Below are 26,928 nucleotides of genomic sequence, written 5' to 3' on the forward strand. Positions count from 1 at the left end.
CACAGAGCCACACAGAGGATATCACAGAGATACACAGAGAAAAAATATAAACTCAGTGAAACTCCGTGTCACCTCAGTGTTCTCCGTGTAACAAAACTATAACAAAAGAAGATACACAGAGCCACACAGAGGATATCACAGAGATACACAGAGAAAAAATATAAACTCAGTGAAACTCCGTGTCACCTCAGTGTTCTCCGTGTAACAAAAATATAACAAAAGAAGTGACACAGAGCCACACAGAGAAAAAATATAAACTCAGTGAAACTCCGTGCCACCACCGTGTTCTCCGTGTAACAAAAATATAACAAAAGAAGTGACACAGAGCCACACAGAGGATTTCACAGAGATACACAGAGAAAAAATATAAACTCAGTGAAACTCCGTGCCACCACCGTGTTCTCCGTGTAACAAAAATATAACAAAAGAAGTGACACAGAGCCACACAGAGGATTTCACAGAGATACACAGAGAAAAAATATAAACTCAGTGAAACTCCGTGCCACCACCGTGTTCTCCGTGTAACAAAAATATAACAAAAGAAGATACACAGAGCCACACAGAGGATATCACAGAGATACACAGAGAAAAAATATAAACTCTGTGCAACTCCGTGTCACCTCAGTGTTCTCCGTGTAACAAAAAAACAACATTAAAAGAAAAAATGAAAAACTCCTTCTCCATAAACATCATCTTCATCCTTCTCACCATCATCGGGTTGGTGCTAATTCCGCAGCTCACTGTTCAGCTTCATCCGCAGCAAACCGGAAATACCATTCATGTGGGCTATAGCTGGCCGGGCATGGGAGCCGAGGTGGTAGATAAAGAGGTGACCTCACCCATAGAGGGAACACTGTCGGCCATGCGTGGTGTCAGTCGTATTACTTCTGAGTCCTATGAAGGACGCGGATCCATCAGGGTATCCTTCAAAAAGGGCACAGATATGGATGCGGCACGTTTTGAGGCGTCAAGTCTTATGCGCAGCATTCATGGCAATTTACCGGAGGGCGTGGCGTTGCCCCGTGTAAGTTATGGTTGGGGAGGATACGAAGACACCCCCCAACTATTAATCTACACCGTAAATGGAGAGGGAAGCAGCCACGCCATCAAGCAGTATGTGGATCGCTATATTGTGCCGCGCATCAGCAATATGTCCGACATCAGCAGTGTATATTCCTACGGCGCAACCTCCCTCGAGTGGGAGCTGGAATACGATAAAAACAAATTGAACGCCGTTGGATTAAACGAAAACCATCTGCGGGATGCCGTTCGCAACCAGCTGGTCAGGCGCGAGTTGGGAACCGCCGCCATTGAAAGGGGCTCTGATACCCGCACCATCAACCTCACCCTGAGTGGAATCCCTTCGGATTCTGTCGATTGGAGCCAATTTATTGTAGGGAATTTCAACAACCGGGTCATCAGGTTAACCGACGTGGCATCGCCGCGGCTAAAAGAGAGTGAATCCCGTTCCTACTACCGGGTTAACGGACTCAGCTCCATTTATCTTGTCATCCATTCCACACGGGAAGCAAACCAGGTGGAACTGGCAGCCCGGGTTAAAGAAGTCATTAAAGAGTTGCAGCCCGGCTTTCCCCCAAACTTCTCCCTGCTTGTGAACTATGATGCATCGGAAGAGATCAGCACCGAGGTGCAAAAAATCAGTTCACGAGCCCTGTTGGCACTCATCATTCTGCTTTTGTTTGTGCTGTTGGTGAGCCGTAAATGGCGATACCTTTTCATCATAGCGTTAAGCCTTGTGGCAAATTTGAGCATCGCCGTCATCTTCTACTATTTTCTCGGGATTGAAATACATCTCTACAGTTTGGCAGGCATCACCGTTTCTTTGGGGATGATTATTGATAACACCATTGTTATGGCCGACCACATTCGGCATTCCGCAAACCGCAAGGCATTTCTGGCCATACTGGCCGCCACACTCACCACCATGGGAGCAATGATTGTTATCTTCTTCCTAAAAGAAGAACAAAGGCTCAATCTCATCGATTTCGCCATTGTGATGCTGGTTAATTTGGGTGTTTCACTGTTCATTGCACTCTTTTTTGTGCCGTCCCTGCTTCACAGGCTTCCAATAAAACGCTCCTTCAGAGGTCGTATTATTCGCCGTAAGCGGCGAATTGTGAAATTTTCACGTTGGTACGAACGCTTTTTGCGTTTCGGATTCCGTTGGCGATGGGCATTTATCCTGGTCATTGTATGGGGTTTCGGATTCCCGGTTTTCTTCCTGCCCGATAAATTAGATGTAAAAGAGGAGCAGAAGCCCCGGTGGTATCATAAAACTTATAATCAAACATTGGGCAATCAAAATTACGTGTCGAATATAAAGCCCTGGGTAAACCGCGTATTGGGAGGCAGCTGGTATTGGTTCACCAACTATTTTTCATCCTCCGGGTTTAACTGGGATTCATCGCGTACACGATTGTATGCCCGTGGCTCCATGCCCGATGGCTCAACCATTCACCAAATGAATGATGTCTTTGTAAGCCTGGAGAATTACCTGGCACAGTTCGATGAAATTGAACTGTTTACCACCCGCATCAACAACATAGACAATCCCACTCTGGAAATATCATTTACACCGGAGGCCGAAAACGGTGCTTTTCCGCACATCCTAAGAAATGAATTAATACGTGAGGCCATACAAATTGGGAGTGCCGACTTTTCAATTTACGGTGTGGGACAAGGATTCAGCAACGCTTTTCATGATGGCATGCGCAATAACCGCATTGAGTTCCACGGTTACAATTATGAACTGATGCTTGAGCAGGCCGGAATTTTCAGAGATTCGCTGCTGTTAAATCCACGCATACAGGAAGTCATCCTTCAAACCGGCAGTTCCTGGAGAGGGAAACCGCGTTACGGTTTCGTGATGGGGTTGAACCCCGATAAATTGGAAGAAGTTGGCAGTTCACTGCGAAATATATATTACGAGTTGCTGTTTCAGTCACCACGGGAAATCCATTCCGGAAATGTCAGGAATAACAAATCCATGATTCCGGTCTATTTAAGAGAAGCTTCTGCCGGTTCCACATCCGTTTGGGACATGAACAACAACATGCTCAGTTCCGGTTCTGCCTCATTCCGCCTTAAAGATGTCGGATTTTTAAACCGTGAACGCACCGGCGATATGATAAGAAAAGAGAACCAGGAGTACCGGCTATTGGTTGAATACGATTTTATAGGCCCCTGGGAACTCAACAGGAGAGTTCGCGACAGGTATGTTGAAATGATAAACGACCAGTTGCCCGTGGGATTTTCGGCCATCGACCAAAGCTCATGGTGGGGATGGAACAGGGAAGAAAAAAGCCAGTACTGGCTTTTGCTCATCGTGGCAGTGGTGGTATTTGTGTTGTGCGCCATCCTATTCGAGTCTTTATTACAGCCATTGGCTGTAATAGCATCCATACCCGTTGCATTCACTGGATTGTTCCTCACATTTTCCATATTCAAAATAAACTTTGACCAGGGAGGATATGCAGCCATGATTCTGCTGTGCGGACTCACCGTAAACGCCGTATTATATATCATAAACGATTATAACAACATGAAAGCAAAAAAGCCCAATTACAACAAGCTGAAATTGTTTTTAAAAGCATTTAACCACAAAATCATCCCCATCATTTTAACAACCCTATCCACCACAGTTGGTCTGCTCCCATTCCTGCTGGCAGGTAAAGACGAAGGCTTCTGGTTCTCATTGTCAGCCGGTGCCATCGGCGGATTGTTGTTCTCACTTTTGGCGGTGGTGGTGTGGTTGCCGTTGATATTGGTTAAGAAGGTTTGATGTTGAAAGTTTGAAGTTCAAGGTTTGATGTTTTGTAATAAAGTATAAATTATGGCGACTATTAATAGGTTTGAAGATATTGAGGCATGGCAATTGGCAAGACAATTATGTGTTGAAGTTTTTAAAATTACGGTATCCGATAATTTTAAAAATGATTTTTCGCTTAAAGATCAAATCAAGCGTTCATCTGGTTCAATTATGGATAACATCGCCGAAGGTTATGGGAGAGATGGCAACAAAGAGTTTATTCAATTTCTATCGTACGCAAAAGGATCAGCCTCTGAAGTTCAATCTCAATTATATAGAGCCCTTGATTTAAAATATATCAATGAAACAACATTTAATGAGGTTTACAACCTTGCAAAAAACATAAAAGGAAAAATCACCAACCTTATGAAATATCTTTCAAATTCAAATTTTCGTGGAACTAAATACCAATAACCTTAAACTTAAAACATAGAACTTAAAACCTTAAACATAGAACCTTAAACTTTAAACCTATCCCGATTCTCGGGACTTCGCTAAGCTGCGAAACCTAAAACTTTAAACCTAGAACTTTAAACTTTAAACCTAAAACATAGAACATAGAACAGAAAAAACATGATTGATTTTTTAATTCGCCGCCCCATTGCCGTCATTATGACATTTTTGGCAATATTAACACTCGGAATTGTGGCATCCCGGTTATTGCCGGTGTCGTTAATGCCGGAGATAGATATTCCCGAGATTACCATACAGTTGAACCGCCCGGGAGAATCGGCCCGTCAAATAGAGGAGGGCATCATTGCGCCCATGCGTTACAACTTAATGCAGGTGCCGCATCTGGAGGAGCTCACTTCCGAAAGCTCTGATGGCAGGGCGGTCATTCGCTTGCGCTTCAGTTTTGGAGCCGATATAAACTATGCTTTTATCGATGTCAATGAAAAAACCGACGAAGCCATGCGTCATCTGCCTGCCGACATGGAACGCCCGGCCATTATAAAAGCCACGGCATCGGATTTGCCCGTCTTCTACATCAATATCTGGATGGATGACAGCGACGAAGTAAAATTCATGGAGTTGAGTGACCTCACCCGTTCGGTCATCATCAAACGTCTGGAGCAACAGCAGGAAGTCGCCATGGTGGATGTTACAGGGCACATGCAACCGGAACTGTACATTGAACCAAATGAACAATTACTGCGGTCGCTGGGTGTTTCGCATCAGGTAATTGTAAATGCACTGGAGCAAAACAACCTCTCCATGGGCTCCATTGAGGTGGCCGACGGCCAATACCGGTTCAACATCCGGTTTGCCAACCGTCTGCGAACGGTGGATGATGTAAAGGATATCCGCTTAAAAATAGGAACCCGCCTCATGCGGATGGAGGAGCTGGCTAAAATCGGGTTGCGACCGAAACAACAGGAAGGAGTTTTCCTGCGAAATGGTGTTCCGGCCATGTCACTAGCCGTAATAAAGCAGTCCGACGCCCGCATGGATGTGCTCAAAGAAAGGGTTGAAGGGCTCCTGTGGCATTTCAGAAACAATTATCAGGGCATCCATTTCGAAATTGTGCGCGACCAAACCGCCATCCTCGATTATTCCATCAGCAACCTGCAAACCAACCTGCTTTTTGGAGGGATGCTGGCCTTTTTAATCCTCTTCTTTTTCCTGAAAGACGCCCGCTCCCCGTGGCTTATTGGAATATCGGTGCCGGCATCGCTCATCATCAGCCTCCTGTTTTTCCATTTGGCCGGCTTGTCCATTAACATCATATCACTTTCTGGGTTAATTCTTGGCATTGGAATGATCATCGACAACTCCATCATTGTCATCGATAACATCACACAATATACCGAAAGAGGGGAAACACTGGCCAATGCATGCATAAAAGGAACCAACGAGGTCATAAGGCCACTCATCTCTTCTGTACTGACCACATGTGCCGTGTTTGTGCCATTGATTTTTATCAGTGGCGTGTCGGGTGCTCTTTTCTATGACCAGGCCATGGCCGTAGGCATTGGCCTGTTGGCATCGCTCATTGTTTCCATTACCCTGATTCCCGTTCTGTTTCATCTTTTTAACCGAAAATCAAAAAACGAAGAACAACTCAGAAAAGGCAGGGTTACCCGATTTTTGGAGAAAATTAATCTTTTCAAAACTGAAACCCTTTATGAAAAGGGTTTCGAAAAGGTCTTTCGCCATCGGATCGCTTTTATCTTGTTATTCCTTGGTCTGATAATACCTGCGTTTTTACTGGCATTTTACATGCCAAAAGAACGTTTTCCCGCCTTTACCCACAACGATGTGTTCCTGGTAATTGACTGGGATGCCAACATCACCCTCAGCGAAAACATTCAGCGGGTAAACAGCATTAAAACAGAGGCCGCGAGGTTGATTCAATTCAGCAACAGTTACACCGGAACCCAGAACTATATGTTGCATAAGGATTTGGACCAGTCCATTTCGGAGGCAAAAGTATATTTAAAATGCAACAATGAAGATGATGTGGAGAAGCTTAAAAAGCATCTCTCCGGGGTTATTGCTTCAACATGGCCCGGCGCCATATTCACTTTTGAAGCGCCGGAAACAATTTTCGAAAAATTATTTCATCAGGACGAAGCCCAGATGGTGTTTCGTGTAAGTGATGAAAGTGAACGGGGAATTCCTGAATTATCAAAAACGACTGAAATTGTTCAGTTTTTGTCCGAAACAATTCCGGGTGCAGAGGTTATGCCTCCTGCATCAGATACGCACATTGAAATAAGAGCCCGCAGCGAAATGATGGCCCTCTACAATGTGGACCACCAGGTTTTGTATAACCGTCTGCTTTCTGCAATGAATGCCTTCCAGGTGGGCGTTTTGCATACCGGAGCCGGTTATGTGCCAATGGTCATCGGAAATTCACCGGTGCCGGTCAACCGCATGTTCAACGAACTCAAAGTGATAAACCGCGAAAACACAGAAATCCCGGTCAGCACATTGATTTCAGTTAATAATCGCAACGACTATAAAGTCTTATACGGGAGTACGCAAGGTGCTTTTGTTCCGCTTAATATTGACAGAATTCCCCGAAGAAACGTTGGCGGATGGCTCGAAACCACCGGGGGAGAGTTAAAGGAAAGGTTTGACGTAAATGTAAACTTTTCAGGAAACTGGTTTGCTGCCAGGCAGATGCTGAAAGAGATGTCTGTGGTGATTCTAATCTCCCTGCTGCTGCTCTATTTCATTCTGGCCGCCCAGTTTGAATCACTGAGACAACCGCTTATTATTCTTCTGGAAGTCCCCATTGATGTGGCAGGAGCCTTATTTCTGCTATGGATTTTCGGGGGAACCATCAACATTATGTCGATGATAGGAATTGTGGTAATGAGCGGAATCATTGTAAACGACTCAATATTAAAAATTGATACCATTAACAGGCTTTACCGTGCAGGCATGCCGTTGGAAAAGGCCATAAAAGAAGGAGGCCGGCGACGGCTAAAACCCATCATCATGACCAGTATCACAACCATTCTGGCACTGACGCCCGTGATGTGGGGCAGCGGCATGGGCAGCGAACTTCAAAAACCCCTGGCACTTACAGTTATTGGCGGAATGGTGCTGGGCACATTTGTGAGTTTGTACTTTATTCCGTTGTGTTATTATTATTTGTGCAAAAAAGGAACATAAAAGGTCACACAGAGATACTCAGAGTATTTCACAGAGATGCACAGAGAAAAAAAAACTCCGTGAATCTTATTGCTTGCTCAGTGTTCTCCGTGACACAAAAAGGTAACAAAAAGGTAATACAGAGAAAAAAACATAAACTCAGTGAGACACCGTGTCTCCACCGTGTTCTCCGTGTAATAAAAACAAAACACCCATGAAACAAAAATCATTCATCCTAATCTTTTTTCTACTGCATCAGATATGTAGTTTTTCGCAGGGCTCCATCCGTCTTACTTTGGACGATGCCTTGGAACTGGCCGGAGAGCAATCGCTGCAAACGTTTTTAAATAAGCACTATTACATGGCCGACTACTGGGCGTATCGAAGTTACAGAGCAGATTACCTGCCGTCTGTAAACTTGCAGGCAACACCATTGAACTATTCCAATGCGTCGCAATTAAGGTATAACTCGTCCAGCAGAACAGATGAATTTATCAGAACTGAGACATTGCGCTCCGATCTCAATTTAAACGTATCCCAGAAAGTAGCACTCACGGGCGGAACATTTTTTGTTCAGTCGGAACTCGGGCGAATTGAGAACTTTGGATTAAACGAATACACACAGTACTCCTCTCGTCCTTTCAGAATTGGTTATAACCAGGAGTTGTTTGGTTTCAATGCCATGAAATGGCAAAGAAAAATTGAGCCTCTGAAATTTGAAAAGGCCAAATTGGAGTATCTCCAGTCAACTGAAAACATGCACCTCACCACAGTCAGGCACTATTTCGGCTTATTAAGTGCTCACGTACAGATGGAAATTGCCCGGGGAAACATCTCCAATACTGAGAATTTATTGCAGGTGGCAAACAGACGTTTCGAACTGGGAACCGTAACCCGTGAAGAACTGTTGGATTTGCGCTTGTCGCACAACAATGCAATAATCGACCTGCAACAGGCAAAGCTCAACCACCGGGAAGCAAAGGAGAACTTGCTCAATTTCCTGATGTTGCCCATTGACGTAGATGTTGAGGTATTTGTGCCTGAGAACATTCCCGTTGAGGAGATTGATGTTCAGAAGGTCTTGGAGAAAGCCCTGGCAAATAATCCGGAAATACTTCAATTGGAACAGAACATTCTGGAAGGTCAGAGAAATGTTGAACAGGCCAACAGGGCAAGGCACTTCAGTGCCGATGTGAATTTATCCTATGGTATTAGCAAAGACGATGGATTTGTAGGACAGAATGGGAGCTTGAGTAACGTTTACAGTCCCGAATTCGACAACTATCAACAGGTGCGTGTGGGGGTTAATATTCCCATCCTGGATTGGGGCAGAAACAGAGGCCAGTACGAAATGGCAAAATCGCGATATCATATTGCCCAGGTTGCTTCGCAGCAGTCGTTGCAGCAATTTAATCAAAATGCTGTAACAAGAGCCATCACATTTAATATTCAGAAGTCGAGACTGGAGTCGGCAGCCCTTTCAGACACCCTTGCCAATGAGAGTTATGAGCTGACCATGACAAGATTTAAAAACGGACAAGTTGACGTATTAAGACTGACATCATCGCAAAGAGCCAAGGACAATGCCCGTCTTCAATACATCAATGCACTTTCCGAATACTGGAACAACTACTTCTACCTCAGAAGGCTTACGCTGTATGATTTTGCCAAAAACGAAGACATTGTGTTCAATGAAGACGAACTCCTCAACATAAGATGAAAAATCGGGAGTAAATTAAAAATTAAAGTGTCTGGTCAACCATGAATTGACGGGTTTGTATTGTGCGTTTGGCGTTCCCCCTTGGGGGTTAGGGGAGAGCGAGCGAGATAATTCAGATTTGACTTGACCATAGATCTGTAAGGGGCGTAGCCCTGAAATCTAATGATTAACATACTGTAGTGAATAAATTAAATAGGGATTGCTGAAAAACTTTTACATAATTAATAATGTGTGACATAGCCTTGTTTTCAGTCATTAAAGTGCAAGCCTTTTTAATATAACTATAGAATTTACGTCCATTGAAAAAGCTAGAAATAATGGAAACTTCCGCCTTTGAAAAATGCCGTTAAGAATAACAATGTGACAGGCGTAAAAATATGCGTTGTTTGAGCGTAGCGAGTTCGCAGATTTTAGCCTGGCAGATTGTTATTTAGGCAATTTTTCAGCAGCGACGGCATTTTTTGCTTACTTTTTTTTGCTGTTGAAAAAAAGTAAGAGTCCGTCCGGCTTGAGGACAAAAGAATTATTATTTTGGTCTGTTGACTTTTTCAGCAGACCCTAAATACGAACCATGCTTAAGTATTATAGGTAGTAAGATGCCAGGGCTAACGCCCCTACTTTGAACGAAAAAATTTGCACACGAAACAAAAAACTCAGTCAATCAGAAACAGATATAAACATAATCACATGAAGATCATCAACATCAACACATGCCCCCAACGCCCGGTTTCGAAAAACCTAAAACTTTAAACTTTAAACTTAAAACACCAAACTCATGAACATCAAACTCATGAACATCAAACTCCTAAACTACATTTTCCCGATGGCCATTTTAATTCATCTCTTCCTTGCAATCTGGTGGATGGCAGTGGGATGGGGAATTGTTTGGCTTCTGTTTTGGGCAGCAACGTCAAAGTTGCCGGTCATTGCAAGGTTTCGAAAGATTTCCTGGTTGATATATCCGTTGGTCATCATTGGATCCGTTTTGGCTGCCGTCACCTTTAAAACACTGTTTTTCGGAGTTTATACAATTCCATCCGGCTCCATGGAGAAAACCATTGTGCCGGGCGATGTGGTGTATGTTAACAATCTGGCTTATGGTCCAAGGTTACCATATTCACCTTATGAAATATCCTGGGTAAATCTACTAGTGTGGTTCTGGGAGGGTAAGAATGCCGACACAGAAAGGCGTTGGTGGAGTTATAATCGCCTAAAAGGCTATTCTGCTCCCAAAAGAGGTGATGTCGCTGTATTTAATCATCCCCATAATGGAAATATCTTTATTAAACGCATCGCCGGTTTACCGGGTGATACCCTTCAAATCATTCATGGGGAATTGTATATTAATGGCAATAAGCAGGAAACACCAAAGAACAGATTGTTTTATTCAAATGTCGGGTTTGAGAGTATGCAGGATGGCTATTTCATTCTCGACAGCCTAAATCTGAAAATGAATCATCTCCATAGAACTTCGGGAAAGAATCAATTTAACGGATATGTTACAAAGCGTGAAATGGATATTTTAAATGCGCATCCGCGTGTGATTTATGCCGGTATAGAACCCAATCGTCCTGATACCGCATGGTCAGTTTTCCCACATTCACATCAGTTGTCATGGAATATTGATAACTATGGCCCTTACATCATTCCCCAAAAAGGATTGGTTATGGAAAGAACCCCTGATAATCTGGCGATTTACGAAGATTTGATGAACTATGATGCGCAGTTTCGTAGCAGCCATATAAATGATGATTGTGGTTATTTCACCTTTTGTTGCAACTATTACTTTTTCATGGGCGACAATTTTCACGACAGTGAGGACTCCCGATATTTTGGCCCCGTAAGGGAAGAATATTTAATTGGCAAGGCCTCTTTTATTATTTTTTCGAGTTCGAAAAATAATAAAGCGATGTCCAGGATATTGAGAAGATTAAGGTGATTCAATGAGCGAGAATAAATGTTAGCATCAAAATGTATTGAAATAGTAATGCGCAAACTGGTTGAAGCCCCAACGGGAATGTAATATGCAACATAGGGGAACACCCTGTGGATGTTGTGTGTAGCATAAAAAATGGCCGTCCTTTGAAGAGAAAATTTTGTTTAGCCCCAACGGGGCGACATCATCAACATAGGGCAACGCCCTATGAGAATGTATATCAATCAAATACAGCCCAGAAAGGGCGTAAGCCATTTAGCACGATACTAATAAATATGAAGAACATCATTTGGAAAACCATCAAATGTGTAAGAGTAAAAAATAGTAGAATTAAAAATTTAAAATGTTATGCTTTTAAAAAACATCTTATTTATTACTTGTTTTGGACTTCTTGTTAGCTTTAATATGAAGTATAATTTAGAAACCGATAAAATTCTTGTAGAGACCTTCAATGACGAAGAACTTAATGACATAATCAAATTAATTGATTATGTTGACAAATTGGTAAAAGCGGAGACTAAATCCGATGATGTAAAGACTGCTTATCCTTTATACTTTGAAAAACTTAAAATAAATATGTTTGAAGGAAATTATATCGTTCCGATTAATAGAGAGACCAAATGCTCAATATTTGAGCGTATTAATGAAAACACTTTCGATGAGTTTTGGTATCTGCAGTGCGCAAACATGAATAAAATCAGTAGTATGGAAACGAGCAGAACGGAGCTATCGATAAACATTAATGGGAAATATGTCGACTACATTCGAAAGATAGGAGAAGCAGATCCTTTATTTCAGGATTTATATGAATTTATAATGAGTACAGGTCATATTTTATCAGCAAGTATGATGATTTTTTTAGCTAGTAATGAGGGTGTTGATTTTAACCTCATTAAGAACAGACTTCTTGCTGTGGTGTGTATCTTCTCCATATCAGAACCAATTGAAAAAAGAGAAGATTAAGAGTGAAAAATATTTATACGTTACTTGTTTTTGTGAGATTTTTTGGGAACAAAATTGTAACATCCTATAAAAATGTCAGAATCAGTTTAAAATAATTACGGAAAATATGTGTAACTCTCATTTACCCATTAAGTATGTTTAACCCATTTATAAATAATCCCTAAAACCAACCTAAATGAAAACAGCTGTTTCAATCTTAAATGTTAGTGGAAAAATTGTCTTCTTCTTGTTTTTATTATCAATAGCCGCCTGTAGTCCCTGGTCCTCCGAAACAAATAAGGCTCTGAAAATGGCCGGAGAAAACAGAGCCGAATTGGAGAAGGTGCTAATTTATTATTCCGAAGTTAATCCCGATCCGCAAAAGCTAAAAGCAGCAGAATTTCTAATCTCTAACATGAAATATCACTACTCATTTTTCGGTTCCGGGGTAGATGGTTTAAACAAGAGCTATGAATATGTTTATGGTGTTTCCAGAGATAATAGAAACTCAGTATATTTATCCGATTCAATCTCCAGGTTAAGAAATGCCCGGAGTGATGTGGAATTCGATTTAAAGAGAATCTCTTCTCAATATTTAATAAGCCAGATTGAGGTTGCTTTTGACACATATCAACGGCATGAATGGAGTCGGCAATATCCCTTTGAATTATTCTGTGAATATATTCTTCCTTATAAAATTGGGTTTTCTGATACAGTCTGCTGGAGAAGTTATGCATATAATAAGTATGGCGATTTTTTGGATTACTCTGCTTTTAAAGGAGCTGAATCTCACTTTGAGGCCGAATTGCATTGCAACTTAGAATCTCTTATGGTTAGAGTAAATGGTGCGTCAGGAGGTTATACACGCCGAATTTGTAATGACAGTTCGCTCATATTTGAGATGGAATTTAATGCCCGGGAAGATGGTCTCCAACTATTTAATTTGCATTATCTGAATGGACACCCCACAGCTGCAAATATCCGCATCATGATCGACAGCCTGGTCGTAGGTGATTTCATATTTCCCTCAACGGGCAATTGGCATACAGTGAATAACGAAGATCCTCCTGTCGAATTTACAGCCAATTTGAATGCAGGTAAGCATACATTAAAAATAGTTTCTCTGGATAAAAGTATTCTGCTTGATTACGTTTATATTCCGGATTATATATTTATGAAGTTTCCTGAGTCGGTTATCTCTGAAGGAAAGTATTATTTCAGCAACTCATACGGCAGAATAACCATTGCGGCAGATTCCCTTATCAACGAGAATAACATCAACATCGAGCCAAACCCGCAAAAGGAATGGCCCATAAGAATTGTAGCAAAAGATGATAACTTATATCAACTGCTATTTGAAGATTCCGGCCTGATAAAGGCCATTGATGCATTCCCTTTCGGAGAGAGCGAATGGCTCATAACCTATAACGATCACGGCTTTCAGAATCAGCTTTGGGCTTTTATCCCTATGAAAAACGGGGGATACCAGGTAAGGAACAGAGAGACAGGCAGAATACTGGCATTTTCTGAGGCCGATGGCATATTGGTTCAATTGCCCGCTGAGCAGATGTGCGACGACTTTATCTGGCACTTAGAAAAAGCTGAAAATATCAATGATGACTTTATTGACAATACCATAAGAGCCGCACAAAAAATAAGTGAGATAACCAATCGCTTTCACTGGTCAGGATCCTATGCCTCTTTTGGAGCCATTAGTCCCATAAAACTATTGGATTATACATATGGTTCGTGCGTGGAACAGACCGCCTTTCAAACCATGGTGTTGAGGTCAATGGGAGTTGCATGTGCTACCGATTTTGTTTTCAATTACCCGGAAAGAGATGCAGGCCATAGCTGGAGTGTAATATTTGACCTGAGGGGAAACACAATTCAAAACAACTGTCACAATCCCGTTGGAGCAGGAACATGGGTGGATGTCTTTGCCAAGGGAAAAGTTTATCGGGAAACATATTCAATCAACAGGAACAGCCTGTTTGTCATTAATAATGGGAAAGAAAGTATTCCAAGTCAATTCAGAAATCCATATTTTAAAGATGTTACGGCCGAGTATTGTGATGTGGTAGATGTGGCAGTTGATATTCATTACGATACTCATGAAGGAAATGCATTTGGCTACCTGATGGTTTTCAATAACAGGGGGTGGGTTGTTACCACATGGGGAGAAAGGTCAAGAAACAATAAAGTTATATTCAAAGACCTAGAGCCAAGAGGCATGTATCTGCCGGCATTTTATGTAAATGGTCGATTTGAAGCGTTTAATGAACCATTTTATTTTGACTCCCTTGGAACAATTCATCATATTCGGGCATCTAAAGATCAAACTCAGGACATTACGCTGTTGAGAAAATTCCCGAACAGATTGGTTGATGAGAGTTACCATCCATTAATTGTGGGAGGAGAGTTTCAGGGCGCAAATAAACGCGATTTTTCTGATGCAAGAACCATAGGCATCATTACACAGGATATGACTGAGCCAATTTTTCACACAATTGATGTTGAACCATCATCAAAATTTAGATACTTAAGATATATCGGTCCCGATGGAGGACATTGTAATATTAATACAATTGTTTTTTATGATGCTAATGGAGAAGTAATTAATGGAAAGGTAATTGGAACAGAAGGAAGCCTTGATAATTCCGGCAGAACAAAGCACATGGTATTTGATGGTAATGTGCTTACTTATTTTGATGCTCCGGAACCCTCGGGAGGATGGGTCGGACTACAACTTTCTGAGCCAAAAGCTGTCAGCAAAATTCATTTCGCAACGCGAAATGATGGCAACATGGTAGAAGTTGGAGATGAATATGAGCTGTTCTATTGGTTCAATAGAGAATGGGCAAGTATGGGACGCCGGATAGCCGACTCAAATGAACTGGTTTATGAAAGTGTCCCGATGGGAGGTTTATTCTGGTTGAGAAACCACACCAAAGGATGGGAGGAGCGCATATTTACGTTGGATGCTAATAATCATCAAATATGGTGGTAGATTTATTTCTGTGTCTGAAATTTGTATTTAACCTGCATTATTCACAAATTATCTATTACGATGCTCAACTACCTACTAAATCTGGACGTCCTCAATAAAATTGATTTGAAAATAATTCATTATTCCCTTCATCAATTATCTTTGCGGTTGTCCATATTTATTGGTATTTGATCATCTCATTACGACAATTCATGAATAATGCAGGTTAAGACAGAAGAGTAAAAAATACAAATTGAGAAGATTTTTCAAAGGGCTTTATGACTAAACTGAAGGGGCATCCATATCAGAATATGACTTTTGTCGTGTTTACAACACGAACAAAAAACTATTTTTATCGGTTTATTGTATCAATGAGTAATTACATCTATTAAATAAACCCCATCAAAATGAATTTCAAAAGTTTAGTTAAAGTAAAAATCATCACTCTGATTATGCTCTCAGCATTTATTTACTCCTGCTCAAATGCACCACAAAAACCGGCTCTTGATCCGGCAAATATGGATATTACAGTTAATCCCGGCGACGACTTTTATCGATTTGTCAACAATGGATGGTTACAAAACAACCCCCTACCCGACGATTACAGCCGTTACGGAGCATTTGAACAGCTTAACGAGGAGAACGAGCAGAAATTATATGATCTGCTAATGGCCATTCGTTCAGACAAAAGCGCGGCACACGGCAGCAACCGACAAAAAATCCGTGATTTTTACAACAGCGCCATGGACACCCTTTTACTGGAAGAGCAGGGCATTAGCCCAATCCGGCCATTTCTCGAGAGAATTGACGCCATTGATTCAAAAGAAGAGCTACAAACGGTTATAGCAGAGCTTCACCAAACCGGAATACGTCCACTGTTTGGGATGGGTGCTTCACAGGACAGGAAAAACACCGATTGGATGATTGCATCAGTTGGGCAAGGTGGTTTAGGCATGTCGGACAGAGACTACTATTTGAAAGATGATGCGCGCTCAACAGAAATTCGTGAAGGATATAAACATTTTATTGCACAAATGTTTTCCCTTGCGGGCTACGATGACCAAGAAGCAGAAAAAGCTGTAGAAGCCATCATGCAAATTGAAACTTCCCTTGCGGAATCTTCAATGGACCGGTTAACCTTGAGAAATCCCTACGCCACTTACCACATCATGACGCTTGACGAACTGAGTAATAATTCGCCAAACATCAACTGGAACAATTATTTCGACATCAGAAACGTGTCAATTGATGATCTGAATGTTGCTCAACCGGAATTCTTTAAAACTGTTTCGGACTTGATGGACACTGTGGAACTTGAAAAATGGAAAACCTATCTGAAATGGAATGTTTTAAACAGTTCTGCATCCTTTTTAAGCAGCGATTTTGACAAAGCAAATTTTGCATTCTATGGCACCGTAATGACCGGTAGCGAAGTACAACGCGAACGTTGGAAACGTGTGCTAGGAGTTTTAAACGGAAGTTTAAGTGAAGCAGTTGGTCAGGAATATGTCTCACTCTATTTCCCACCCGAAGCCAAAGAGCGCATGATTGACCTGGTTGAACACCTGAGAACAGCATTTCATCAGCGCATTAGTAACCTGGAGTGGATGAGCGATGAAACAAAAGAAGAAGCTTATGGCAAATTGGCTGCCATGAACGTTAAAATCGGGTACCCGGACAAATGGATAGATTACTCCGATCTGGAGATTAAAGAGCAGCCATACATTCTCAACATATTAGCTGCAAGAGCTTTTAATATAAAGCGTAATCTTGATGAAATTGGACAGCCGGTTGACCGTGATAAATGGTTCATGAGTCCGCAAACCGTAAATGCCTATTACAGTCCCACAATGAACGAAATTGTTTTCCCCGCTGCCATCTTGCAACCGCCATTTTTCTACCTGCATGCCGATGATGCTATGAATTATGGTGCCATTGGTATGGTCATAGGTCACGAAATGACTCATGGGTTCGATGACCAGGGTCGACAATTTGCCAAAGATGGGAATCTGAGCGACTGGTGGACAGAGGAAGACAGCCAAAGATTTGATGAGCTTTCTCAGGTATTAGTAGATCAGTACAACAACTATGTCATGCTGGATTCCCTCACAATTAACGGGAAACTGAGTCTCGGTGAAAACATTGCCGATTTGGGTGGCTTAAGCATTGCCTACCAGGCGTTGCAAAACAAACTCGAAGAAGATGGTCGCCCGGGAGAAATTGACGGATTCACACCTGAGCAACGATTCTTTGTCAGCTACGCACAAGTTTGGAGAAACCACATGCGCGAACAGCGCCTTCGTCAACAACTGAACGAAGGGCCTCACTCTCCGGGAGAAGCACGGGTAAACGGTATTGTTTATAACATGGAGGAGTTTTACAAAGCGTTTAATCTGGATGAATCGGGTGAAAGATTCATTGCACCGGATGACCGTGCGAAAATTTGGTAAATAAATTGAATAATGAGAAAAAACGAGATGTACTTATTTTAAGTCCATCTCGTTTTTATTTTTCAACCTTGGCTTAAACTGTTCTTCAGAGATCGAGGAGCATTGACTTCTCTACTGTCTCAAAACATAATCCGAGAAATCCAAAGACATAATTTTATCGTCTAGGTTATATTAATCGACATTAAACCCAGCAACTTCAAACCTTAAACTTAGAACTTCCTTTCTGACTTGAATAAATGAAGAAATTATCATTTAAAAATCCATAATTAATATTTATTAACTTTCTACAACAATATTTACCGCCCCCCCGAAAAATTGGATTACAAAACGTAAGTTAATATATTTGTTTAAGAAATCTAAGTTCTTAACTGAATAACCTAGCCAAACCCAAATGGAAGAAAACCTTAAAAATACCCAAATTTCATTTCAACTGCTAATTCTTGTAGCCATGTTTAATACTTTAATCATGGCAATTTCAGGTTCTATTAATATCCGGATTCATTCTAAACAAAATATTCCTCACAACTATCTGCCTTTTTGCAGAAGGTTTGTTGCTACATGCATCAGATCTCAAGTTGCGAGCACTTTTACCACCAAAATACTTAATGGCCAAACTCTATTCGACTGTGGCCAACACCATAAAGCCAAACAAATTTTTCTGGAAATCCACAACAGCCCGGTAAGGGTGGAGCACTGGGCAACAAAGGAGATTATGAATTAAATGAAGAATTTGGTAACACAGAGTGTCACGGAGAATACTCAGAGAAACACGGAGTAATTTTTAGAAAAAAATCCATGAATCTATGTATACCAAGAAAAGAGTAACACTGAGAATGCACTTAGAATGCACGGAGCAACACGAAGAAATAAAAAAAACTCCGTGTAACAAAAAGTAACACAGAGATTCACTAAGACTCACAGAGCCACACAGAGAAAAAACTCCGTGTATCTCCGTGCCACCTCTGTGCTCGCCGTGTAACAAAAAAGGATAACACAGAGTAAATTATTAAACTCCGTGTAACCAAAAAAGATAACACAGAGATACACCGAGAATAAACGGAGAACCACAGAGAAAATTAAAAATCTCCATGAAACTCCGTGTTTCCACCGTGATCTCCGTGTAACCAACTGGGAAAAAGAAGAGGAAGCCCACTGTGCTACCCCGCACACGCCTCCTCTTCCGACTCCCTCCAAACTTAAAAAGAAAGGAGGTAATGTGTTTATGAAAAAAACGTCAGTATTATGCCCTATAATTTAGGTATAACATGACAAAGATAAAGATTTAAAGATAGAATCTGTAGCCAAAAAACTACAGATAAGTGCACCTGCCAGGCTGTGATGCGTTTTATCAAATGTTTTAATACTTAAAGGCTGTAAATTAAACAGTCAATCACTAATTTATTAATTCAATAATAATGAAAAAGAAATTATTTTTTGCAATAGCAGCAGGGATTTTCGCCGTGGCAACAATTACTAGCCTTGATGTCGCAATAGAAAATAGGGAAAGTGATGATTTGGCATATGATGTTTCAGTAATGATGGAAGCTTATGCTAGTTTAAGGCAACGGGTAGATGAAGAGCCTGATATGGAAAGTGGCGGTGGTGGCAGTTTTTGCTATTGGAAAGTAATACAAACGGCATATGACTATTCATGGATTAGAATAAGTTGTAGAGAAAGTCTATACCCTGATTCTAGTAAAGTTAAATGTCCATGTGGAACAAGTGATCAAATAATATAAGTTATTAATTTTAATGAAATATGCTCTGTATTGAACTAGTTTAGGAATAATTAAATATTAGTTTCTATCTAGCTAAATACAGAGCTAATTAATCATCATAATCATGAAAAAAATAATATTAAGCCGTAATTTTCAACTATTAATATCATCAATGCTTATATGTTTTCATATGTTGTCTTATGTTGCTTGCAAAAGTGAAATAGGGAATTGTTCAAAACCTGAATATCTTGACAAACAGGCTGGCCTAACACAGGTTGATTCTATAGTATGCGTGGCTAATGAAAATTCTGTTTTCACGACACTTTTTCCGATTTCACATAAGAATAATAATATAAGTTTTTTTGATTTTAGCACCTATAAAATACTGAAATTTAAAGAAAATAGAGAAAGTAATATTTTTCAAATAAAGCATGTTTTAGATGTGAAAAATGATTTTCAAATGCATCCTGGTTTCCTACCCCGACTGTTTGGAGTAATTAATACTAAATCAAATAAATATGTTTTATTGTCAGAACCATACTCAATATTGACAGATAAAAATCTAAATTTCAACGAGAAGATTGTTAGTAATGTAAACACAAACAAACAACTTTTTCATCGTATTGGAAATATTACACATGTCTTCAATGATACAATTTCTAATAACATTTATTTTCCAGTTTCACCTGATTTGCCAGAGAATCATATTGATTTCTATAATATTGGTCGGATACTGAAAGTTAACTTAGAAACTAATACATCCACCCTTTTGCAACTTGGATTACCAGACGATTATAAACCAAATACAAAATATGGGCTATTCTCCATACCGTTACTTGTTGTTTTAAATGACAACCTTTATTACATATTTCCTGGATCAAACTATTTGTATCAGTATAATTTACGAACAAATAACCTTCATTGTATTCTGATTAGGCCAAAGTATGCTAAAATTGGAACTAAAGAAATTGGAAATGACCCCAACGATATTTTTTTTAGTTTGTTTGAATGCGATATTTTTTATCGTATGATTGTCGTGAATGATAAAATACTATTATTATATTGGAAGGGAAAGCGACAAGAATCAGCTAAGCCAAGGGCAACTTTCAAAGACCTGAATTGCTTTATGATACTATATTGTCCTAAAAAAAATGAAGTGTTGTTTGACAGCTATTTGGATGTTAAAGGGGTAAATAAGAATCCGGTTTATGTTAAAAACGATATTTTGTACTTCCAAAAACTTGATGAACTCAATATGAATGAAATAAAAACAACGTTTTTAAGATATAGAATTTCTATTGAGGATTGAATTGCTTCGGTATCTCAATAGTTGACATATTCTTTAAATATTGGTGGTTAAGTTTCAAACGAATGTATTGAGCGTAATACCAATAATTGCATAACATCAAAAACTGGAAGCATTATGCAAGTCTTGTGGAGCAAGTGTCAAAAATAATATTACAAGTATGAGAGTTAAAATATTAATTATATTAACATGCCTTGCATTGCCTGTTATTTCTCAGGAGTTTAAAGGCAAAATTATTTGTTATAAAAATGGTAAGCCAATTGAATATGTTAATATTGGTGTTATTGGGAAGAATTTGGGAACGGTATCTGATCAACAAGGGTTTTACAATTTAGTTATAAACAAAAATGTAACTCTTGAAGATTCAATTCAGATTTCTACAATCGGATACAAAACCAAAGTTTTCACTCTGGAAAGGTTTAAAAATTTAGATGATTACAATATATTGTTATCTCCAAAGTCTTATTCGATAAGGGAAATGCAGGTAGTAGCCAAAAGACGAAATAGAATAAAAAGATTCGGCACACCTGTTCCTTCAAGCAATCTTGTTTCTTTATTTTACGATAGTTTAAACCGTTTCAGGTTAGGGCAAGAGTTAGGAGTTTTAATAGATGTGAAAAACAATGTTTTAATAAGAACAATAAATATTAATTTTGGAAAATGCTCTATCGATTCTGTTGAAATGAGATTAAACATATACAAATTGTCAAGTAGTCAAGAATTTAGTAATAGTTTACAGGAACCAATATATTTCTCTTTTGAGAAAAGCGACATTGAAAAGGAATTAATTATTGATGTTACAGAATATTCCATAATTGTGAGCGAAAAAGTATTAATCACAGTAGAATATTTTAAGCATTCCGGTGAGGGGACTTTAGGTATCTTTGCTGAATCTCTTCCAATTGGAATGTCTTATTTTAGAGAATCATCACAAGCACAATGGAAAACATCTCCTTTTAATCTTGGAATTTCATTCTATGGGGAACGTATCAAATACATTGAAAGACCATCCCTATTCCCAAACCAAATGAACCCCTGATGAGCATCCTACAGAATACTGTAAACTATACTTAGGGCAAAACCATCCCACCTTGATATTTGTCCTTCAATATTTTATAACCCAGCTAGCGCGAGTTTATAACTCGTGCCATTGTTAACACTTAAACATTTTAATATTTAACACATCAACAACCCAAAGCATCAATGAAAAAACAGCCAAGTGAAGGAGGAGGTGGTGGAACGATATAATGTTATCTTATTCATGTTGGATGGCAGGGTGATGTTCCTTTAGTTCGATGCGGACAAACAGCGTATCATGATCCATCAGGCTCACCTTGTAGCTGTTGGGAAGGAACTAGACCATTATATTAAGATCACTTTACGGTAGTACTGTGCTGAATTTATTACACCATAGTACTACCTTACTTCATAGTTAAAGCTTGACATGTATGAGAGAATTTATTTTTTTAGTAATTGGAATGTTCTTAATCGCTACAGCGTGCCAGCGAAACACTTCCAGTTATGTTTCAAATCATCTAAATAAAGACGTAAACATCGTTTTAAAAGACTCATTGGTTCTGATTGGGGATGACGAGATATTTTCTTCAGGGAATTTCTCAATTATAAGTAAGGAAGAATCAGTCTACAAGATATTTGATCATCTTACCAAAACGATACTGGTGTTAAATACCTCAAAAAAAGAAAGAGCTAGAATTGTAAGTCAAATTGATTTATCGTTACGATATGGGATGAATTCCGGTTTCATTCAGAATTTACTAGGTGTGAAAAAGATTCACAATCAGCAGTTCATTTTAATTTCCTTTCCTTATTCCATTATAGCGGACTCGAATTTTGATTTTGTAGAAAAAATATTGTTTCAACCAGAATCCGCAGATAACATTTTTAACCCGGCAGGGTCAATACAAGATATCTGTTATGATGAACACAACCACTGTTTGTATATTCCTTTTTTCCCAGATATTCCTTATACTCATAATGATCATTTCGATACGGGACGTATTATTGAAGTAAATCTTCTTTGTAAAAGCATAAAAGTTTTACCTGTCGGTTTACCAGCTGATTATGAAAGTGGAAAGAACTATGGTTATTTTAGTCTTCCTTTTGTAACTGTATTTAACAACTCCCTATTCTATATCTTTGGTGGCTCCAACATCCTAAACAGAATGGATTTAGAAACCTTAAAGAATGAAGCCATAATGATCAATCCTCAACATGCCGATATTTCTGCAACTCACTTGAGTGGTAATATTTTAGAACAGATAAGAAAACAGTTAACACATGGCACATTCTATCGAATAATTGAAATCAATGGAATGTTAATGCTTTTCTATCGTGAGGGTATTCAAAATGGAACTTTGAATACCAGCAATAAAGGAACTTTAAACTCCAATCGGTTTGTGATGGGGTATTCAATAGATACAAACGAAATATTATATGATATTCCGCTAAATATTAATAAAACCTCAAATGAACCCGTATTTAGTAAAAACGGCATGATGTATTTCCTGAAAAGCAGTAAAATGATGGAATATGGAGATATAAGCGCTACATTTTATAAATATAGATTTGAAGTACAGGACTATTAATCGTTGAGATATCCTTTTTCTAAAAATCTCAAATACTAAAAAAAGAGAATACTTTTTATGCATGCAGTTTGAGTCAATATGTGGACATCATCTTATAGTCCTTTATAACTGAGCAATAAGACAGATCTGATTCTGAAAAGATGATAATAAAAATAGAAATTTAATTGAGATGCACTTCATTCTTAGTCATAAGCGGGTAGTAAAAAAGATTATTGCATTGCTTATATTGATGCATTGTTTAGCCATAGTTACATTTACCCAACACTTTGAGGGAAAGATTTTTTGCAACCAAACCGGTAAACCTTTGGAATTTGTTAATATCGGACTTATTGAAACAGACATTGGGACAGTATCAGACAGTAGCGGTGTGTTTAACCTTTTTATTGACGATCGATATGACCAGGAATCTCTCAAGTTCTCAATTATTGGATATCAGTCTGTTACTTTTCTAGCAAGGGAGCTTAAAAACCTTCAACAGCATCATATTTACTTAACACCCAAAACTTACCAGATTCATGAAGTGCAAATTACAAATTCGAAACGGAGGCCAAGACGATATGGAACACCGGTGACTACAAATAATCATATGGCGTTTGCCATTAACGAATTAGGAACCTATAAATTATGGCCATTTGAAACAGGAGTTCTGATTGATGCTAAACGACAGGTACTAATCAGATCTGTGCATATAAACATCCATCAACTCACTTTTGACAAAATTCAACTTAAGTTTAACATCTATCAAATAGATGAAAAAACAGGTTCTCACCCAAATAGCATACTTGCAGAGCCAATATTGGTCTCTTTAAAAAAAGAAGATGTTGGCGACACGATCTATTTCGATGTGAGTGAATATGCCATTATTGTCAAAGGACAAATACTTGTAACAATAGAACTTAAATGCTATGAAGGCCAGGGTATCTTTTCAATTCGTACGGAACTATTTAAAGGAGAGCATTTCATACGCCCATCCACAAATCATCCATTTATTCATCAAAACGGGCTCCCGGGAATTTATTTTTACGGGGAAACTGTCAGGTAGGAGAATGGATTTCAGCCTCGTTAGGCTGAAGCCACTTTTTGTTATTTCGCTAAGCTGTAATCTTTAATAATGAAAAAGAAGTTATTTTTTGCAATAGCAGCAGGGATTTTCGTAGCAGCAACAGTGTTTAACATGAACTTACTGCAATCCAACAATAACGAGGAGATTTCTTGGGAAAGTATCTCGATAATGGCTGAGGCAAGTGTTATCAGAGAAAGAGTAGATGTGGAACCGGATATGGAAGGAGGTAGCTTAGGTGTTAAATATTGTTGGACCCAAGTATCTCTTGGAGGAGTTCTCATAGTAACTCCATGTGGCACTTATAATGCTAATACAAGGCCACAATATAAATGTGGAAGACCAATTTTCTTTTCGTGGAACGGTGGTGTTCGAAAGCAATGCAATTAGCAGAGTAAATACTAGAAACAAAAAGTTAAAATTCGATAAAGATTAGTGCGAAAGAGTGCTTTCTGGCTAAATCAATTACCATAAAGCACTCATCATTTGCAATGTACATATTAAATCAAAAAATATAAATTGCACACAATAAAACGTTAATTTAAATCAAATAAATAAAACCATTGCTATTTCCTAAATTACATTTAACTATTTGAATGTTTTATCACAATAACTCTAAAAACATAATTATGAAAACTTTAAGTTTTGCTTTGATTTACCTTATCTTTAATACTTTGATCTTTCATGCCTGTAGTAGACATGAAGAAATGAGTCATACCGATTTCCCGATTGAAAAAAACATTCTCTTCGAAGAACATAAGATTTCAGCACTTCTTGGGACGCCAATGGATATGGTAATCATGAATGATTATGTAATTGTTCTGGACGGAACAACAGACATGTTTTTCCACATTTTCTCAAAAGATAACTTTAATTATTCTGGAAGTATTATAAGAAAAGGTGGAGGGCCAAATGAGGAGTATGTCATTTTTCCATATTTCAAGAAAATTGGGAAAAATATGATTTTATACCAGAGTGCTGATAATTTAAAAATTATAGAAATTAATAGATCCAATGACTTCTTAGATATAGCACCCAATAAAAGATATCATTTACCCACATCTTCCCTTTCTGATGTGGACTTCTTTTTAATCAACGACCAAATTTTCTCTTCAAGCAGTCAACGCATTTCATCAAAGGATTACTCCGTTATAAACAAAGAAACCGGCGACTCATTTGAATGGGGAGGATCAGTTCCCTTATTAAATGAGCGTGTTGATCCCCAATTTATCCCTATGATTAATCAAAAACTGACTACAGTTAACATAGAGAAGAACTTAATAGCATCAGTTTATAACATGCTACCCTTGCTAAGAATTTATTCATTGGACAACGAAATTCCTCTTATTGAATTAAAAATGGCTGATGCCACGATTAACAGGCAAATATTCTTGAAGGATTTAGATTTAGGTGGAAGTAAGCAGCCTATTAATTATTACCATCGAATAAAATCTACCGATGAATACATCTATGCTCTTTACGGGGGATTCTCAGTTTCCGAATATTTTAAAGAAGGTGAGATGCCCCATGTTTTTGATTTTTCTAAGGAAATACATATCTGGGAATGGGATGGAACTCCTGTAATGAAACTCAAGTTGGACAGGCCTGTTTTTTCATTTGACGTCACTCATGACAATAAAAAAATCATTGCCACTTCAGTTGTTGATGTAGAAAAACTATTTGTAACAGAAATCCCTTGGCAGTAAAATATTTCAACTGTGTATAATTTGTATTTCAGTTGTTCTCGATGTCTTAGCAGAACTAGTCCCGAAACATCGGGACTAGTTATAGTGCTAAAACCAAATCCGCAATACTTTTTGATGATCCAGATCGGATGTTTCAATACCCAGTGAGTATGAGTCAAGGGAAATTGTATTCCTTTCAGCATCCATATCAGATGTCTGAAAGCGAACTAAAAAAATATGGATTAACCATTAACTGAGATCCAGTTATTTTAGTTTACAAAATAATTGAATAATAGCTAAAGAAATTTCGATGGGGATCATTTAATCCCCCATCGGAACTTCCATGACAAGGATTTCGGCTCTATCTGATTTAACCAATATCGACACCTCATCACTGTCCCAGACACCAAGTCCGTCGCGCTCATGAAGTTCTATGTTCTCTACCTCAACATCACCACTCAAAACAAAAAGGTAAACACCATTGCCCTGTTTCTTCAATTTATAACTTGAAGAATAATCACCTTTTAGTCGCCCCATGTGAAACCAGGCATCCTGATGGATCCACACGCCGGCATCGTCACTATTGGGTGAAAGAATCTGCATAAGATTATTCTCCATGGCTGCATCATCTAATTTAATTTGATCATAACGAGGAGTCAGACCCTTCTCTCTGGGGAAAATCCATATCTGCAGGAATTTCACAGGACGATCGCTGTTGCTATTGTATTCACTGTGCGTGACACCTGTTCCGGCACTCATCACCTGTATATCGCCCTTTCGGATTACCGAAGTATTGCCCATACTGTCTTTGTGTTCCAAATCTCCTTCCAAAGGGATGGAAATAATCTCCATGTTATTATGTGGATGAGTTCCAAACCCTTTCCCCGGAGCCACATAGTCGTCGTTCAAAACACGAAGCACTCCGAATTGGGTGCGCTCAGGATTGTAATAATCGCCAAAACTAAAAGTATGTTTACTGTGTAACCATCCATGGTTGGCATCACCCCTCGTTTCAGCTCTATGCAATACAGTTTTACTCATCTCTTTTCGTTTTTTTAAGATATAGGTTTTAGGTTTTAAGTTC

At 39.1% G+C, this 26,928-nt stretch carries 17 protein-coding genes; 16 read left to right on the forward strand and 1 reads right to left on the reverse strand.

The genetic code is table 11. From position 1 onward, the window contains the following. The first annotated feature begins 664 nt into the window (after positions 1-664). The 16 genes from EV194_RS15600 to EV194_RS15675 all read left to right on the forward strand — a co-directional run bounded on the left by EV194_RS15600 (position 665) and on the right by EV194_RS15675 (position 25,865). The gene (locus EV194_RS15600; RefSeq protein ID WP_132435266.1) at positions 665-3,802 is read left to right on the forward strand and encodes an efflux RND transporter permease subunit; all 3,138 of its coding nucleotides are present in this window, start codon (positions 665-667) and stop codon (positions 3,800-3,802) included. A gap of 51 nt (positions 3,803-3,853) precedes the next feature. After that, positions 3,854-4,243 (forward strand): four helix bundle protein, encoded by a 390-nt coding sequence (locus tag EV194_RS15605; protein ID WP_132435268.1) that lies wholly within the window; start codon positions 3,854-3,856, stop codon positions 4,241-4,243. A gap of 159 nt (positions 4,244-4,402) precedes the next feature. Continuing rightward, positions 4,403-7,453: an efflux RND transporter permease subunit gene (locus EV194_RS15610; protein WP_132435270.1), complete on the forward strand. Its 3,051-nt coding sequence runs from the start codon at positions 4,403-4,405 to the stop codon at positions 7,451-7,453. A gap of 193 nt (positions 7,454-7,646) precedes the next feature. Then, the gene (locus EV194_RS15615; protein WP_132435272.1) at positions 7,647-9,152 is read left to right on the forward strand and encodes a TolC family protein; all 1,506 of its coding nucleotides are present in this window, start codon (positions 7,647-7,649) and stop codon (positions 9,150-9,152) included. A gap of 775 nt (positions 9,153-9,927) precedes the next feature. Continuing rightward, complete coding sequence (lepB, locus tag EV194_RS15620) at positions 9,928-11,091, forward strand: signal peptidase I (protein WP_132435274.1); 1,164 nt, start codon at positions 9,928-9,930, stop codon at positions 11,089-11,091. Positions 11,092-11,436: 345 nt separating this feature from the next. Further along, positions 11,437-12,051, forward strand: a complete 615-nt coding sequence (locus EV194_RS15625; RefSeq protein ID WP_132435276.1) for a hypothetical protein — start codon at positions 11,437-11,439, stop codon at positions 12,049-12,051. Between the two features lie 175 nt (positions 12,052-12,226). Next, positions 12,227-15,040: a hypothetical protein gene (locus EV194_RS15630; protein WP_132435278.1), complete on the forward strand. Its 2,814-nt coding sequence runs from the start codon at positions 12,227-12,229 to the stop codon at positions 15,038-15,040. Between the two features lie 386 nt (positions 15,041-15,426). Next, on the forward strand, positions 15,427-17,469 hold the full coding sequence (locus tag EV194_RS15635) for a M13 family metallopeptidase (RefSeq protein ID WP_132435280.1): 2,043 nt from the start codon (positions 15,427-15,429) through the stop codon (positions 17,467-17,469). Positions 17,470-17,860: 391 nt separating this feature from the next. Then, a complete protein-coding gene (locus EV194_RS15640) occupies positions 17,861-18,190 on the forward strand; it encodes a hypothetical protein (RefSeq protein ID WP_132435282.1) in 330 nt (109 codons plus the stop codon). A 694-nt stretch (positions 18,191-18,884) separates the two neighbouring features. Continuing rightward, positions 18,885-19,208, forward strand: coding sequence for a hypothetical protein (locus EV194_RS15645; RefSeq protein ID WP_132435284.1), 324 nt, complete (start codon positions 18,885-18,887; stop codon positions 19,206-19,208). A 103-nt stretch (positions 19,209-19,311) separates the two neighbouring features. Further along, on the forward strand, positions 19,312-20,496 hold the full coding sequence (locus tag EV194_RS15650) for a hypothetical protein (protein ID WP_132435286.1): 1,185 nt from the start codon (positions 19,312-19,314) through the stop codon (positions 20,494-20,496). A 157-nt stretch (positions 20,497-20,653) separates the two neighbouring features. Then, on the forward strand, positions 20,654-21,532 hold the full coding sequence (locus tag EV194_RS15655) for a carboxypeptidase-like regulatory domain-containing protein (RefSeq protein ID WP_132435288.1): 879 nt from the start codon (positions 20,654-20,656) through the stop codon (positions 21,530-21,532). A gap of 409 nt (positions 21,533-21,941) precedes the next feature. Beyond that, positions 21,942-23,099, forward strand: coding sequence for a hypothetical protein (locus EV194_RS15660; RefSeq protein ID WP_132435290.1), 1,158 nt, complete (start codon positions 21,942-21,944; stop codon positions 23,097-23,099). Between the two features lie 169 nt (positions 23,100-23,268). Then, entirely contained in the window at positions 23,269-24,141 is an 873-nt protein-coding gene (locus EV194_RS15665) for a carboxypeptidase-like regulatory domain-containing protein (protein WP_132435292.1), read from the forward strand. A 69-nt stretch (positions 24,142-24,210) separates the two neighbouring features. Beyond that, the gene (locus tag EV194_RS15670) at positions 24,211-24,549 is read left to right on the forward strand and encodes a hypothetical protein (RefSeq protein WP_132435294.1); all 339 of its coding nucleotides are present in this window, start codon (positions 24,211-24,213) and stop codon (positions 24,547-24,549) included. 239 nt (positions 24,550-24,788) lie between these two features. Next, complete coding sequence (locus EV194_RS15675) at positions 24,789-25,865, forward strand: BF3164 family lipoprotein (RefSeq protein ID WP_165921916.1); 1,077 nt, start codon at positions 24,789-24,791, stop codon at positions 25,863-25,865. Positions 25,866-26,165: 300 nt separating this feature from the next. Here EV194_RS15675 and EV194_RS15680 read toward each other — a convergent pair whose 3' ends face one another. Next, positions 26,166-26,885 (reverse strand): pirin family protein, encoded by a 720-nt coding sequence (locus EV194_RS15680; protein ID WP_132435298.1) that lies wholly within the window; start codon positions 26,883-26,885, stop codon positions 26,166-26,168. Positions 26,886-26,928 lie beyond the last annotated feature (43 nt).

Origin of the sequence: Natronoflexus pectinivorans (assembly GCF_004345615.1) — a bacterium.
Classification (GTDB): Bacteria; Bacteroidota; Bacteroidia; order Bacteroidales; family Marinilabiliaceae; genus Natronoflexus; species Natronoflexus pectinivorans.

Bases quoted from the DNA above. Each gene is read 5' to 3' on its own strand.
- EV194_RS15600 (WP_132435266.1), top strand. From the start codon at position 665: ATGAAAAACTCCTTCTCCATAAACATCATCTTCATCCTTCTCACCATC.
- EV194_RS15640 (WP_132435282.1), top strand. From the start codon at position 17,861: ATGGAAGAAAACCTTAAAAATACCCAAATTTCATTTCAACTGCTAATT.
- EV194_RS15605 (WP_132435268.1), top strand. From the start codon at position 3,854: ATGGCGACTATTAATAGGTTTGAAGATATTGAGGCATGGCAATTGGCA.
- EV194_RS15675 (WP_165921916.1), top strand. From the start codon at position 24,789: ATGAAAACTTTAAGTTTTGCTTTGATTTACCTTATCTTTAATACTTTG.
- EV194_RS15625 (WP_132435276.1), top strand. From the start codon at position 11,437: ATGCTTTTAAAAAACATCTTATTTATTACTTGTTTTGGACTTCTTGTT.
- lepB (WP_132435274.1), top strand. From the start codon at position 9,928: ATGAACATCAAACTCATGAACATCAAACTCCTAAACTACATTTTCCCG.
- EV194_RS15660 (WP_132435290.1), top strand. From the start codon at position 21,942: ATGAGAGAATTTATTTTTTTAGTAATTGGAATGTTCTTAATCGCTACA.
- EV194_RS15665 (WP_132435292.1), top strand. From the start codon at position 23,269: ATGCACTTCATTCTTAGTCATAAGCGGGTAGTAAAAAAGATTATTGCA.
- EV194_RS15635 (WP_132435280.1), top strand. From the start codon at position 15,427: ATGAATTTCAAAAGTTTAGTTAAAGTAAAAATCATCACTCTGATTATG.
- EV194_RS15670 (WP_132435294.1), top strand. From the start codon at position 24,211: ATGAAAAAGAAGTTATTTTTTGCAATAGCAGCAGGGATTTTCGTAGCA.
- EV194_RS15630 (WP_132435278.1), top strand. From the start codon at position 12,227: ATGAAAACAGCTGTTTCAATCTTAAATGTTAGTGGAAAAATTGTCTTC.
- EV194_RS15680 (WP_132435298.1), bottom strand. From the start codon at position 26,885: ATGAGTAAAACTGTATTGCATAGAGCTGAAACGAGGGGTGATGCCAAC.
- EV194_RS15655 (WP_132435288.1), top strand. From the start codon at position 20,654: ATGAGAGTTAAAATATTAATTATATTAACATGCCTTGCATTGCCTGTT.
- EV194_RS15650 (WP_132435286.1), top strand. From the start codon at position 19,312: ATGAAAAAAATAATATTAAGCCGTAATTTTCAACTATTAATATCATCA.
- EV194_RS15645 (WP_132435284.1), top strand. From the start codon at position 18,885: ATGAAAAAGAAATTATTTTTTGCAATAGCAGCAGGGATTTTCGCCGTG.
- EV194_RS15615 (WP_132435272.1), top strand. From the start codon at position 7,647: ATGAAACAAAAATCATTCATCCTAATCTTTTTTCTACTGCATCAGATA.
- EV194_RS15610 (WP_132435270.1), top strand. From the start codon at position 4,403: ATGATTGATTTTTTAATTCGCCGCCCCATTGCCGTCATTATGACATTT.